Genomic DNA, 14,293 nt, shown 5'->3' with positions numbered 1-14,293 from the left:
GGATCAGTTGATGGATGAAAAAATAGAAAAAATCAAATTCAATAAGAAAGTCATCGTCAATGCGTTATTAACGGTATTGAATATTGAAAAAATATCTCCCAGTTTTATTCGCATACAGTTTAGTAGCGATAAACCAGTAAATATTGATCCATTATGGGTTTGTCCGTATTTAAAATTGCTTTTTCCTGATCCTTCTACCAATGTAATTACTTTCCTTAAACTTGATGATAATAATAAAATCGCTGTTGATGATAAGCAACGTCAGCTAGTTCGTAGTTATAGTGTGCGCGAATTTGAGCGTGCCTCTAATCAATTTTTTGTTGATTTTGCTATTCATGATACAGGTTTGGCTTCAGTGTGGTCGCAAAAAACTAAGGTTGGTGACCAAATCGGTTTGATTGCGGCAGCTAGCAAGTTGCGATTTACTGATAATTGTTTGGTGTTAATGGGGGATATTTCGGCTGTGCCCGCCATATGTTATACGCTTGAACATCTACCCCAAAATCAGAAGGCTTTTGCCTTTATACAGGTTAATTATAAAAGTGATATAGTGCCGTTGCCAGATAATAAAAATATTAAGGTGAATTGGTTTATACAAAATAGGGATAATCCCTTTCAATTAGTTGATGCGGTAATTAATGCTGATTTATCAGAGCAAAATAAGTTGTTGTTTTGGGGAGGAATGGAGCGTTCGTTGGCACAATCTGTCCGTCATGCTATTAAAGATAAATATATACATTTGTCGCCTGATGCTTTTCATATTACTAGTTATTGGCGAGAAGGTTTCGCCGAAGGCGAATTTAAACATCGTGAATAATTAACGGTTACTTTTATGAATATTCTTGCTCATTTACATTTGGCTACGATAGCACGTAGTTCGTTGATTGGTAATACAGTAGCTGATTTTGTTAAAGGTGATCCTTATTTAATTTATAACTCTAATATTGCCGATGGCATTATGCTACACCGTAAAATTGATAGATTGACCGATAGCCTGCTTGAAGTTAAGAAAGCTAAGCTGCTGTTTAGAAAATCGCATCAGCGAGTTGCACCCATTACATTAGATATTGTGTGGGATCATTTTTTGTCAAAGCATTGGGCTAATTATGGTTTGTTATCGAGTGTGTCTCAATTTAATCAAGTAACAAAAGCTCATATCCAACCTTATATTGACGTTTATCCGGCAGATTATCAGCATTTTATGAATTCAATGTGGCAAGGGGAGTGGCTCGAAAATTATGCTTCTATTGACTTTGTTGGTAATGTCCTTAGTGACATGGCAAATAGACGACCAAAATTATATTTGTTAAAAGAAACAATTGTTGATGTTAAGCAGCATTATGCTCAATTAGAGTCGTTATTTTTTTTGTTATATCCCAAAATCTGTTTAATAGTAAAAGATAGCACCAGCTAAACTGGATTTTGGTGCTACCAGTTCAAGCCGCTGTGCTTAAACCAGTAGTGTTTTAGATATTTACTGTTAATTTGGCAATATCAGTTTGCCATCCGTTTTTTGGATAATGCTGTTGCTATTTGGCGTTTGGGCTATCGGTTTTAGGTTGTTGTTGGTTATTTGTGGCGCATAACCACTTTTGCCTCCACGAGTTTTAGTACGTACAACTTGGCTTACTGGTAGCGTAGCGTTGTTGGTTAAGTTAGCCCATAACCACTCGATGGCATCTTCGCCATAATAATCAATTGGTAGTAATGTGTTGTCAAATGGGGCTCTGCCATCTAAGTAGCTGGCATTTTCTACTTCAATGTATCGCAGTTGGGATTGTTTACCTTCAACCAAGCTGTTTAATGCGACATAAGCGCGCGATGTATAGTTTGGTAATTGTTTAACATTGTTCCGACCATGGACAATAAAGGTTTTTATACCATGTAAGTTACCCGATGCCATAACTTGTTTTATGCCTTCGTTAACTCGTGGTTCTTGTGATTTTTTATAAACACAGATCGATCCTTTGGTGCCGTAATCGATTGTATTTTTCGTTTGCGAGCTAGAATAAAATTCACGTCTTGGGGTGTTGAGATCTTCGTTTTCAACTAGATCCAAAACCGTTGCATTACGGCCATTCCAAAGCGGTAAATGACCGTTAGCCATTCCCCATATTTGTTCAAACGAAATTTCTTTTAATGGTGCAACTTTTCCTGTGTTGTTAATTGGGTTTTGCTGGGTGCTTGCTACCGAAAAATTGCACATATTTTCGGTGACACTATATTTGCCATAGGCACTAATATATTGATAAGGTAGACCAATGGATTGTGTGTAGTAAAAATAGGGTAGTTGGATGTCCATTTCTGGTGTCCAACCATTTTTATGTAGTTTTTCTAACGCTTCTTTTGGTGTACCTGTAGTGAGTAACTTTGCTTTTTTAAGGGCGTTACAGCGCTCTTGTGAATAAAGAAAATAATCCGCATAAGGTACATAAGAATCGTCTTTATAAGCTGTTATGGCTGGTATGGCGCATGGTATATATAACGCACCATAAGCACTGTAATTAGCAATGGATTTGGTTTCTAACTTTTGCGAGTTGTTGTTGCCGATTTTGAGTTTAACCGAAGCTTTGTCAAGATTTGGTTGAATTTGTGGATTAACTGCAACAATACCGTCAATCATATTTTGATCATCTAATTCGCCAGCTTTTAATGCTGCTCCACCACCATCGCTAGCGCCATAGACTAAAACCAGAGTGTTGTCTTTGTTAAATATAGCTTGATCATTCGGTGAAAACATAATATTAAGTTCATAAAAGGCAAATTCTAGGGATTTTAATACGTGTTCCCCCCAGCGGGCTTCGGCATTGAGTTGCGAGTGTAGTTGTTTTATAGCATAGCGGTGGGGATATTTTTTAATATATTTTTCTTTATTATTAATCGAAGGAGAAAATAAGATGTTACCATTTTGCACTTCTCCCCATACGGTGAACCCAAGTTTGCGTTCAATATCATAAATGCCGTTACCTAGCCCTTTGTCGTTATATACTACTGCACAGTTGTGACGGAGTCCCCACAATCCACGAATTTGTATATCTTTGGTATTAAATACTCCATCCGAATCACTAGCGGGAACCGCAACAATGCAAGGTTTATTTTTGTTAAAATCAAGTGGAATTTGTAGCAACATGCCAACACCGTCTTGTCTTTGTACAGCTGATATTTCGGTACCTGCAATTTTACCGTCAAACAAAGGGGTTAGTTCTTGCTTTCTAAAACCAAATAGTGTTCCTTCGCCAATTTTTGTATCAATATAGCGATTTAGTTTGGCTTGTCGGCGTTCTTGAAAGTTTGGTTTAGCTGGAATTTCAACTTCTGGTGTGATAATGGTGGTTGATAATGGGGTAAACCCAAGCCCTGCTGTAACAAGGTCATCACTATCGCCATCATAATAAGCCAATGTATTGCGAACTAGCCACTTTGGTTTTTTAATTGTGTTATCAATTAGGGATGGCGTACTGCTGTTAGTTTCAGTATTGGTTGTTGTAGCCGTGGTTGACGTTGCTGTTTTGCTGTCGGCCTTTGTATTGCTTTTGCCAGTACCTGTGTTTATGTTAGAGGTGGTTGTTTTTGTGGTATTGGGCTGTGCCGTTATTGGCATAGTAACAGCGGCAAAAAATATCAATGAGGCTAACGTTCTTAATTTTATCTTTTTCATTTTCAATACCATGCAATGTTATTCTGCTACATAAAATCTTAATAAAAAATTAGGTATATTCTAGTTAACACATTATATAGTTTTAATTTTTTGAGGTGTGATTATACACTATATTTTTGTTATGCGTTATTAGGTAAATTTAGATTGCAAATTGCCCAAAAGGCAGCAATGATTTTCTCTGATAATCTTCTTTTTTGTACACAAATACCAACATCAAACGGTTCCATTAAGTTTGTTGACCATTCGGTTATGCGATCTCTTATTCGCTCAGGGCTATTGTCCATTACAACTTTAGGTAATAAGGCTACCCCACAACCTAAAGCAACCATCGATACAATGGCTTCGTGTCCTGCGACCGTAGCATAAATTTTGGGATTGGAAATTTTTCTTTGTTTAAACCATAAATCAATACGGTGGCGGCTAGGGCCATGTTTAGGCAATATAAAGGGAATATTGTGCCAGTCAGGCTGTTTTTGATGTAATTTGTCGCTAAATGTGCTATTAAGTTTAGGTATTAGCAATACCATTTCAATTTCGCCAAATTTTAAAAACTCAATACCCGTAGGGAGCTGTTTTGGTTTGCCAGCTATAGCTAAATCGGCTTCATTTGCTTGTATTTTTTTTACAGCGTCAGCAGCATCACCCGTTGATAGTTTGATTTCAACCAGTGGATAGTGGATCCTAAAGCGATCAAGTATTTCAGGTAGATGGCTATATGCAGCGGTGACTGAACAAAATAGGGTAAGTTCACCGACAATCTGTTGGTTAGATTGATCTAAATCATGTTTTAGTTGTTGGTGCATATTTATTACTTGTTGAGCAAAACGTTTAACTTTTTCGCCCTCCGAGGTGATTTGTACTTGCCTATTGTCGCGAATAAATAGTGGATGACCAAAATGTTCTTCAAGTCGTTGGATCTGCCTTGATAAGGTTGATGGACTAACATGCATAGCATTTGCAGTTATACCAAAATGACAAGTTTCGCATAAATGTAAGTACAATTTTAAATCACGAATGTTCATAGCAAATTCCAGTTTTATACTTAAACACATAGTTATCTGAAACTTTTTAACAAGAAGCAGTAAATAGTGCATTACTAATTACGGTAAATATTATGCATAGATAAATAAATAAGGCAAATAACATTACGTATAACATCAATGGCAAAATAGACAGATACCTGCTAAAATATGTGATTATTTTTGTGTGGGTTAAAACAGTTTTATGACAGAACAAGCTTATTTAGACGAAGTTAATGCACGTCGTACTTTTGCAATTATTTCTCACCCCGATGCCGGTAAAACAACCATTACCGAAAAGGTATTGTTATTTGGTCATGCGATTCAAACTGCAGGTACAGTCAAAGGTCGTGGCGCTAATGCCCAACATGCGAAATCAGACTGGATGGAAATGGAAAAACAACGTGGTATTTCAATTACTACATCTGTTATGCAATTTCCTTATAATGACTGCTTAGTTAATTTATTAGATACCCCAGGGCATGAGGACTTTTCTGAAGATACTTATCGTACGTTAACAGCGGTTGATAGTTGTTTGATGGTAATTGATGCCGCAAAAGGTGTTGAAGATCGTACACGCAAATTAATGGAAGTTACGCGATTACGCAATACACCAATTTTAACCTTTATGAATAAGTTAGACCGTGATATTCGCGATCCTATGGAACTGCTTGATGAGGTTGAAAACGAGTTAAATATTATGTGCGCTCCTATTACTTGGCCGATTGGTTGTGGTAAGTTATTTAAAGGTGTTTACCATTTAGCTAAAGACGAAACTTACCTTTATCAATCAGGGCAAGGTCATACAATACAAGAGGTCCGAATTATTAAAGGGTTAACTAACCCTGATTTGGATTTAGCGGTTGGTGATGATTTAGCACAGCAACTGCGTGAAGAACTTGAATTAGTGCAAGGAGCATCAAACGAATTTGATTTAGATGCTTTCTTGTCAGGCGATTTAACACCAGTTTTTTTTGGTACGGCATTGGGTAATTTTGGCGTGGATCATATGCTTGATGGTTTAACAGCTTGGGCACCAACTCCTAAACCTCGTCAAACAGATAAGCGTGAAGTCGAATCATCAGAAGAAAAGTTTAGTGGCTTTGTTTTTAAAATTCAAGCCAATATGGATCCTAAACATCGTGACCGCGTTGCATTTATGCGTATTGTATCGGGTAAATATGAAAAGGGCATGAAGTTACGACATGTACGTATTGCTAAAGATATCAATATTTCTGACGCCTTAACATTTATGGCAGGTGATCGTGAACATGTTGAAGAAGCCTATGCTGGTGATATCATTGGTTTACATAATCATGGCACGATTCAAATAGGTGATACTTTTACACAAGGTGAAGATCTAAAATTTACAGGCATTCCTAACTTTGCACCAGAACTGTTTCGTCGAATTCGTCTTAAAGATCCACTTAAACAAAAGCAGTTATTGAAGGGATTAGTTCAATTGTCCGAAGAGGGTGCTGTACAGGTGTTTCGTCCATTAACCAATAATGACTTAATTGTGGGCGCTGTAGGGGTGCTACAATTTGATGTGGTGGTTGCTCGTTTAAAATCTGAATATAATGTTGAGGCAATTTATGAGCCTGTCAATGTTACCACTGCACGCTGGGTTGAATGTAGCGATGTGAAAAAATTCGAAGATTTTAAACGAAAATGTGAACAGAATTTGGCCTTAGATGGCGGGGATAATCTATCTTATGTAGCACCAAGTATGGTTAATTTAAATTTAACCCAAGAAAGATATCCTGATATTGAGTTTAGAAAAACTCGAGAACATTAATTGTATTCGTCACAAAATAGCGGAATCTATCATTATGTTTAAGCATTTTGATACATCCGCTTCTTTCTTTTTAACAGCATTTTTTTGATGATAAAGTCAAGCGAGTGAATATTATGGATTTGAAAAATAAAAAAATAGTCAATTTAATAATTGGTAGTTTTATTGGATTATTAACTATGACTACTTCACCAGTATTGTTTGCTATTGAAAATAAGCTTGTGAGCCCAGTTTTGTTAGAAAAAGTTCAGCAAAGTGAGCGCGATAAGCGCCAATATGAAGTGGTTGAGCTATCAAATAAAATGCGTGTATTACTTGTGTCTGATCCTAATGCTGTAAAATCACTGGCATCATTAGCATTGCCTGTCGGCTCGTTGCAAGATCCCAAAGATCAGCAAGGGTTGGCTCATTATGCTGAACATATGGTGTTAATGGGATCGAAAAATTACCCAGAACCAGCAAGCTTTTCTCAGTTTTTAAGTCGTCATTCAGGAAGTTATAATGCTAGCACTGCGGCACATAGAACGGCTTTTTATTTTGAAGTTGAAAATAGCGCTTTTAATAAAGCGGTGGATTATTTAGCTGATGCCATTGCTGAGCCAAATTTAGATCCTAAATTTGCCGATAAAGAACGTAATGCTGTTAATGCTGAATTGACAATGGCCAGATCAAATGATGGTTTTAGGATAGGACAGGTTGATTCTGAAACAATTAATCAAAATCATCCAGCTTCTCAATTTTCAGGCGGTAATTTAGAAACGTTAAGTGATAAAGAAAATAGTAAATTACAAGATGCTTTAGTGAATTTTCATAAAGATTATTATTCAGCCAATATTATGGTTGGAGTGATGTATAGCAATCAGTCGATCAATAAATTGACAAAATTAGCTGAAAATAGTTTTGGTAAAATCCCTAATAAAAATATTAATGCCCCAATAGTTGATACACCCGCTATAACACCAAATGTGTTAAATAAACAAATTTCAATGGTACCAGCACAACCCAAAAAGCTATTGTTTTTACAGTTTCCGATTGAAAATAACTTGGCTAAATTTGCGGATAAAACCGATGAGTATATCACTTATTTAATCTGTAACAGTAGTCATAATACGTTGTCTGATCAGTTGCAAAAACAAGGTTTGATTGAAGGAATTAGTTCGTCTATCAATCCTATCCGTTATGGTAATAGTGGTATATTGAGTATCAATGTGAGTTTAACCGACGATGGACTTGCTCAAAAAGATAAAGTTATTGGTGCTATTTTTAATTATTTACAGTTGATTCAAAAAGAGGGCATTTCTGATGCTTATTATCAAGAGATTCAAAAGGTATTAGCGTTAGAGTTTAAATATCAAGATGTTGAGCGTGATATGTCATATGTAGAATGGCTATCAGATCAGATGTTGTTGTATCCAGTTCAAAATGTGTTAAATTCAGATTATGTTGCTACTCATTTTGATAAATCAGCTATTACGGCACGTTTAAAAAGTTTGACAGCAAATAATGCTAGAATTTGGGTGATTTCGCCAAACCAAACTACCAATAAAACTGCTTATTTTGTCGATGCGCCTTATAAAATTGATAATATCACTAGCGAGCAAAAAGCAAGTTGGTTAGCACTAGGCAAAAATTTTACATTTAGTTTGCCTGAGCTCAATCCTTATATACCTGATAATTTTACGATTTTAAAACAAAATCGTAGTCAAGCGCAATCTGAAAAATTTAGTAAGCGCGGTAATCATATTCATTTTGCTAGCCAGTATTTTAATAATGAACCTAAAGCTGCTATTGTTGTTTCGTTACGTAATAATCAGGCTATTAGCGACGTAAAAGCTGTGGTTGCTTTTAATCTACTTGATTATATTGTTAGTCGTAATTTAGAACAATTACGATTTCAGGCTGGGGTTGCAGGTATTTCGTTATCAACTGGTAATGATAATGGCTTAATGATTTCAGCCAGCGGTTTTAGTCAGCATTTACCAAAAATGGTTACGTCCATACTTGATAACTATCGCAAGGCTACTATTGATGAGCAAAGTTTAGCATTAGCTAAATCTTGGTATTTGCAAGAATTGGATAAAGCCGAGCATGCTAAAAGTTATCGGTTAGCTGTTAATCCTATTAATGCATTGTCGGTATTACCGCATTATTTTGAGCGCGATGAAAAACGACAAATTACAGCAACCATGACCATTAATGACATGTTAGCTTACCGCGATAACTTATTAACCCGCTCAGTCCCTTATATGCTTAGCTTGGGTAATTTGTCTAACGAGGACTCTTTAGATCTTTATCATGCCATCCAGAAAACACTAGTGCGTGATGTTGAATTTACTTCTGCTAATAATATTCAGATTAAAAACTCGCTAGAGGCCAAAATAACTCAACATGCCAAAAGCACTGATAATGCTTTGATGATGAGCTATACCCCAATGGGTTATGATCGAATTAGTAGTAGCATGATAAGTTATACTCTTTCTAAAATTATTTCACCTTGGTTTTATGATCAGTTACGCACCAATGAGCAACTTGGCTATGCGGTATTTGCGAGTCCTGTTTCAGTGGGAGATTCAGCAGGAATGAGTTTTATCATTCAAAGTAACCAGTACGATCCAGCTTATTTATTGAAGCGTTATCAAGAATTTTATCCCGTTATATTAAATAAGCTTAAAGCATTATCGAAAAAAGATATTGAGCAATATAAAAAAGCGGCACTTGATGAATTGAAAATGCCTCCGCAAACATTGGATGAGGAGTTTAGTCGTTATATGCCAGATTATCGTAATTCACGTTTTGCGTTTGATTCAAAGGACAAAAAAATCGAGCAATTGCAGAAAATCACTAAGCAAGATTTGATTGATTTTTATCAACGTTCAGTGATGGATAAAAAAGGTTTTGTATTTGCATCGCAAGTTCTTGGTAAGCGTGAAGATAATGCTAAACAGCCAGAGGCAATTTCTGAGTTTACTGAATTTGAAAATGTATCGGCATTGCAAGATGTTTTATTAAAATAGTTGTTATTTAAATTTTTGATAAAAATATAGGCTACACCTAAAACATTTTGCCAAAAATTGGCATTGCTATCACCTTGTGATACACTGCCAAAACCCTAATAGTTTGAGTGTATTATGATTACTGGATCGATTGATTATTGTGCTATAGGTCAGCGTCTGCGTGCGTATCGGATTGCTGCCTCTTTGAAGGCTGAAGATGTCGCAGAAAGTCTTAAAATTTCAAGAGCAGCAGTATATCGGTTAGAAAAAGGTGAGATCGTTAAAATTGAAACTCTAGAGCGGTTGGCTTCCTTACTCGATACGTCTTTTGCTAGTTTACTCGGCATTGATACTGAATACTATTCGAGTGGTGAAGGTTTTTTTGAACGTATGCGTCAATTAGAAGAGCAATCAACTCATATCTATTCTCATTTCGATCCTTTTTCCTTTTTATTAACTTCTTCTGATTATTTGTCTCATTTAGCGATGATGTTAAATGAATCGAGTAAACCCACTGATCCTCAAAAATATGCCACTATCTTATCCATTTTAAAAGATCGTAAAACTCAGTTCCGTCAATCAGTCCCAAAAGTTATTAATTTAATCAGTTTACGTAATGTAGAACGTTTTTTACATATTGGTTTGGTAGGTAATTTGACTATTTCGCCAGGTAAAAAGTCGGAAAGAATGCTACTAGCACGCAAAGAAGTTTTTCACTTAATTCAGTTAATTGAACAGCAATCCCTTGCGCCAACGATTGCTATTACACAAGAAGCTATTCCGTCAATTGCTTTTCAGATTTTTTATCAAGATGGGAATCCTATTTCATTAGCAATGAGCCCATTTCGATTAGGTGAGTTACCTAATGTTACTACCGGTATTGCGTCGATTACGTCATCTTATAATGCAATTAAACGGTATCGTCATTTATTTGATAAGTTATGGCAAAATAGTGCTAAAGATAAGCAAGCAATTGATTTATTGAAAGCGACGTTAGAGAAATTTTAAAGAATATTAAAGAGAGTCATTATGTTATCCTTAACATTACAACCGATAAAAAAATTTAATGGTACTATCAATTTGCCTGGTTCAAAAAGTGTTTCTAATCGTGCGTTATTACTATCAGCATTGAGTAAAGGCAATACACGCCTAACAAATTTACTTGATAGTGATGATGTGCGTTATATGCTTGATGCTCTTTCGGCGTTAGGTGTGAACTATCAGCTATCACACGATCGTACAATTTGTGATGTTCAAGGTGTGGGCGGTATTTTGCAATCCGACCATGCATTAGAGCTTTTTTTAGGTAATGCTGGCACAGCAATGCGTCCTTTAACTGCTACGTTATGTCTTGGAAATAATAATATTGTGTTAACGGGCGAACCACGCATGAAAGAACGCCCAATTGGTCATTTGGTCGATGCTTTGCGACAAGGTGGAGCTAGAATTGATTATCTTGAAAATGAAGGCTATCCACCACTACATATTCAAGGCGGTTTTACAGGTGGTGATATCAAAGTTGATGGTTCGGTCTCTAGCCAATTTTTAACTGCACTATTAATGGCTGCGCCATTAGCAAAACAAGACACAGAAATTACTATTATTGGTGATCTTGTTTCTAAACCTTATATTGATATTACAGTCAAAATGATGGCTATGTTTGGTGTTTTAGTTACCAATCACAATTATCAAAAATTTACTGTTAAAGCTAATCAGTGTTATCAATCGCCAGGCGATTATTTAGTTGAAGGCGATGCTTCTTCTGCTTCTTATTTTTTAGCAGCGGCTGCAATTAAAGGTGGTACAGTTAAAGTAACTGGCATTGGAAAAAATAGCTTACAAGGCGATACCCAATTTGCTCATGTACTTGAAAAAATGGGTGCTAAAGTTATTTGGGCTGATGATTATATTCAATGCTCTCGTGGTGAATTGCACGGTGTTGATATGGATATGAATCATATCCCAGATGCAGCAATGACTATCGCCACAACAGCGCTGTTTGCTAAAGGTCCAACTACAATTCGTAATATTTATAATTGGCGAGTTAAAGAAACTGATCGCTTATATGCGATGGCAACAGAATTAAGAAAGGTTGGCGCAACTGTTGATGAAGGTGACGATTATATTACTATTATTCCCCCAGTTAAATTAAACCATGCTGAAATCGAAACCTATAATGATCACCGTATTGCTATGTGTTTTTCGCTAGTGGCGCTTTCTGATACTTCTGTGACGATATTAGATCCTAAATGCACAATGAAGACTTTTCCTGATTATTTCGAACAATTTAAACGATTAAGCGAAGAATGAAATGAATAAATCTGTTCCCGTTATTGCTGTCGATGGGCCAAGCGGTGTTGGTAAAGGCACGTTATGTCAAGCATTAGCCAATCATTTTAAATGGCATCTTTTAGATTCTGGTGCTATCTATCGTGTGCTAGCGCTTAGCGCGCTTAAGCAGGGTATCGCGCTAGATGATTCCAATAAACTTGCACAACTAGCTCTTAATTTGCCACTAACGTTTGATACCCAAGGCTATGATGTTAAAGTGTTATTAAATCAAATTGATGTGACTAAAGAAATCCGCACAGAACAGACGGGGGGAGCTGCATCAAAAGTGGCAGCAATTAATTCGGTTAGAGCAGCTTTATTACAACGTCAACGTGACTTTAAGCAAGCACCTGGATTGGTTGCAGATGGTCGTGATATGGGCAGTGTAGTATTTAGTGATGCCTCTGTTAAGATATTTCTTGATGCTAGTGCCCAATCTCGTGCAGAAAGGCGAATGAAACAGTTGCAAGATAAGCAAAATAATGTTAAATTCGCCGAAATTTTGCAGGAAATAACTGCGCGTGATGAAAGAGACCGTCATCGCGCCGTTGCGCCACTTAAACCTGCAATTGATGCTCTAATAATTGATACTACATCACTGCCTATTCAAGATGTTTTTAATCAATCTATTAAGTATATAAACGAAAAACTTGCGTTGTAACTTAAATTATAGCGTGAACCTAGCTCCATTATAAGGATGTATGGAGTATTATAAACAACCCCACAAGACAGGATGTAATGTGGACGTTAAAATTAACTTAAGTATATAAATATGACTGAATCTTTTGCTCAACTCTTTGAAGAGTCTATCAATCAACTAGACACTCGTTCTGGTAATATGATCCGTGGTACTGTCGTTGCAATCGACAAAGATGTTGTTTTAGTTGACGCTGGTTTAAAATCTGAATCAGCGATTCCAGTAGAGCAGTTTAAAAATGCCCAAGGCGAATTAGAAGTTCAAGTCGGCGACGTTGTTGACGTTGTGCTTGACTCAATCGAAGATGGTTTTGGTGAAACTATCTTATCTCGTGAAAAAGCTAAGCGTCATGAAGCATGGCTTACACTAGAAAAAGCAGTTGAAGATGCTGCAACAGTTTTAGGTGTTATCAATGGTAAAGTTAAAGGTGGCTTTACGGTTGATCTTAATGGCGTTCGTGCGTTCCTTCCTGGTTCACTTGTTGACGTTCGTCCATTACGCGATACTTCTCATATTGAAAATAGAGAAATCGAATTAAAAGTTATTAAATTAGATCAAAAACGCAACAACGTTGTTGTTTCACGTCGTGCAGTTATTGAATCTGAAAATAGTGCAGAAAGAGAACAACTTCTTGAAAATCTACAAGAAGGTTCTGAAGTTAAAGGTATCATCAAAAATCTTACCGATTACGGTGCATTCGTTGATCTTGGTGGGGTTGATGGGTTACTTCACATTACTGACATGGCTTGGAAACGTGTTAAACACCCAAGTGAAGTGGTTGAAGTTGGTCAAGAATTACTTGTTAAAGTACTTAAATTTGACAAAGATCGTTCACGTGTATCACTTGGCTTAAAACAATTAGGTGAAGATCCATGGGTTTCAATTGCTAAACGTTATCCAGAAGGTACTAAAGTAACTGGTAAAGTAACTAACTTAACTGACTACGGTTGTTTTGTTGAAATTGAAACTGGTGTTGAAGGTTTGGTTCACGTTTCTGAAATGGATTGGACAAACAAAAATATTCATCCATCTAAAGTTGTTAGCTTAGGTGATGTTGTTGAAGTTGTTGTGCTTGAAATTGATGAAGAACGTCGTCGTATTTCTCTTGGCCTTAAACAATGTAAACCAAACCCATGGTTACAATTTGCTGAAACTCACAATAAAGGTGATAAAGTTAGCGGTAAGATCAAATCAATCACTGATTTTGGTATCTTTATCGGTTTAGAGGGCGGTATCGACGGCTTAGTTCATCTTTCAGACATTTCTTGGAATATGCCTGGCGAAGAAGCTGTTAAAGCTTATAAGAAAGGTGATGATATCAAAGCTGTTGTTTTACAAGTTGATGCAGAACGTGAACGTATATCTCTAGGTATTAAACAATTAGAAGATGATCCATTCAGTAGCTTTGCTTCTAACTATAAAAAAGGCACAATAGTTAAAGGTACTGTAAGTGCAGTTGACGCTAAAGGTGCAACTATCGAAATCGCTGAAGGTATTGAAGGTTATTTAAAAGCACAAGATATCGCTCGTGAGCGTGTTGAAGATGCAACAACTGTATTAAAAGTAGGCGATGAAGTTGAAGCTAAAATTGTTAACATCGATCGTAAAACTCGTGCAATTTCGTTATCAGTACGAGCGAAAGATGAAGCAGATGAGAAAGAAGCTCTTGCAGCCGTAAACAACACTGCAACTCAAGAAGATACAGCATTTACTAATGCAATGGCAGAAGCATTCAAAGCTGCATCAAAAACTGAGTAAAAAATATTTATGTAAAGAGTAAAGAGGGCTTGCCCTCTTTTT

Annotated in this window: 10 protein-coding genes; 8 read left to right on the top strand and 2 right to left on the bottom strand. The window is 36.5% G+C overall.

Annotated elements, in window-relative coordinates; all coding sequences use genetic code 11:
• Positions 1–10: 10 nt before the first annotated feature.
• Positions 11–817: a siderophore-interacting protein gene (locus A9G25_RS05195; protein WP_065626057.1), complete on the top strand. Its 807-nt coding sequence runs from the start codon at positions 11–13 to the stop codon at positions 815–817.
• A gap of 15 nt (positions 818–832) precedes the next feature.
• Positions 833–1,414: an acyl carrier protein phosphodiesterase gene (locus tag A9G25_RS05190; RefSeq protein ID WP_065626056.1), complete on the top strand. Its 582-nt coding sequence runs from the start codon at positions 833–835 to the stop codon at positions 1,412–1,414.
• Between the two features lie 66 nt (positions 1,415–1,480).
• Here A9G25_RS05190 and A9G25_RS05185 read toward each other — a convergent pair whose 3' ends face one another.
• Both A9G25_RS05185 and ilvY read right to left on the bottom strand, forming a co-directional pair.
• Positions 1,481–3,658 carry a 3-hydroxybutyrate oligomer hydrolase family protein gene (locus A9G25_RS05185; RefSeq protein ID WP_065626055.1) on the bottom strand — a complete coding sequence of 726 codons (2,178 nt, stop codon included), beginning with the start codon at positions 3,656–3,658 and terminating at the stop codon, positions 1,481–1,483.
• 119 nt (positions 3,659–3,777) lie between these two features.
• The gene (gene ilvY, locus A9G25_RS05180) at positions 3,778–4,680 is read right to left on the bottom strand and encodes an HTH-type transcriptional activator IlvY (protein WP_065626054.1); all 903 of its coding nucleotides are present in this window, start codon (positions 4,678–4,680) and stop codon (positions 3,778–3,780) included.
• Between the two features lie 202 nt (positions 4,681–4,882).
• On the opposite strand from ilvY, the gene prfC reads away from it, so the two are divergent.
• From prfC to rpsA, 6 genes are all read left to right on the top strand, one after another.
• Positions 4,883–6,475 carry a peptide chain release factor 3 gene (prfC, locus tag A9G25_RS05175; RefSeq protein WP_065626053.1) on the top strand — a complete coding sequence of 531 codons (1,593 nt, stop codon included), beginning with the start codon at positions 4,883–4,885 and terminating at the stop codon, positions 6,473–6,475.
• A gap of 176 nt (positions 6,476–6,651) precedes the next feature.
• Positions 6,652–9,486 (top strand): pitrilysin, encoded by a 2,835-nt coding sequence (ptrA, locus tag A9G25_RS05170; RefSeq protein WP_176701075.1) that lies wholly within the window; start codon positions 6,652–6,654, stop codon positions 9,484–9,486.
• A gap of 114 nt (positions 9,487–9,600) precedes the next feature.
• Positions 9,601–10,473 (top strand): helix-turn-helix domain-containing protein, encoded by an 873-nt coding sequence (locus A9G25_RS05165; RefSeq protein WP_065626051.1) that lies wholly within the window; start codon positions 9,601–9,603, stop codon positions 10,471–10,473.
• 21 nt (positions 10,474–10,494) lie between these two features.
• Entirely contained in the window at positions 10,495–11,775 is a 1,281-nt protein-coding gene (gene aroA / locus A9G25_RS05160; RefSeq protein ID WP_065626050.1) for a 3-phosphoshikimate 1-carboxyvinyltransferase, read from the top strand.
• Position 11,776: 1 nt separating this feature from the next.
• Positions 11,777–12,457 carry a (d)CMP kinase gene (cmk, locus tag A9G25_RS05155; RefSeq protein ID WP_065626049.1) on the top strand — a complete coding sequence of 227 codons (681 nt, stop codon included), beginning with the start codon at positions 11,777–11,779 and terminating at the stop codon, positions 12,455–12,457.
• A 111-nt stretch (positions 12,458–12,568) separates the two neighbouring features.
• Entirely contained in the window at positions 12,569–14,251 is a 1,683-nt protein-coding gene (gene rpsA, locus A9G25_RS05150) for a 30S ribosomal protein S1 (protein ID WP_065626048.1), read from the top strand.
• Positions 14,252–14,293: the final 42 nt, after the last annotated feature.

Source organism: Gilliamella sp. Bif1-4, assembly GCF_001690535.1.
Classification (GTDB): Bacteria; Pseudomonadota; Gammaproteobacteria; order Enterobacterales; family Orbaceae; genus Gilliamella; species Gilliamella bombi.
The sequence above is the reverse complement of the archived record's forward strand: the minus strand, read 5'-3'. Positions and strand labels throughout refer to the sequence as shown.

Coding starts and splice junctions, on each gene's coding strand:
- aroA (WP_065626050.1), top strand. CDS start 10,495: ATGTTATCCTTAACATTACAACCGATAAAAAAATTTAATGGTACTATC.
- A9G25_RS05185 (WP_065626055.1), bottom strand. CDS start 3,658: ATGAAAAAGATAAAATTAAGAACGTTAGCCTCATTGATATTTTTTGCC.
- A9G25_RS05190 (WP_065626056.1), top strand. CDS start 833: ATGAATATTCTTGCTCATTTACATTTGGCTACGATAGCACGTAGTTCG.
- ilvY (WP_065626054.1), bottom strand. CDS start 4,680: ATGAACATTCGTGATTTAAAATTGTACTTACATTTATGCGAAACTTGT.
- rpsA (WP_065626048.1), top strand. CDS start 12,569: ATGACTGAATCTTTTGCTCAACTCTTTGAAGAGTCTATCAATCAACTA.
- cmk (WP_065626049.1), top strand. CDS start 11,777: ATGAATAAATCTGTTCCCGTTATTGCTGTCGATGGGCCAAGCGGTGTT.
- ptrA (WP_176701075.1), top strand. CDS start 6,652: ATGACTACTTCACCAGTATTGTTTGCTATTGAAAATAAGCTTGTGAGC.
- A9G25_RS05165 (WP_065626051.1), top strand. CDS start 9,601: ATGATTACTGGATCGATTGATTATTGTGCTATAGGTCAGCGTCTGCGT.
- prfC (WP_065626053.1), top strand. CDS start 4,883: ATGACAGAACAAGCTTATTTAGACGAAGTTAATGCACGTCGTACTTTT.
- A9G25_RS05195 (WP_065626057.1), top strand. CDS start 11: ATGGATGAAAAAATAGAAAAAATCAAATTCAATAAGAAAGTCATCGTC.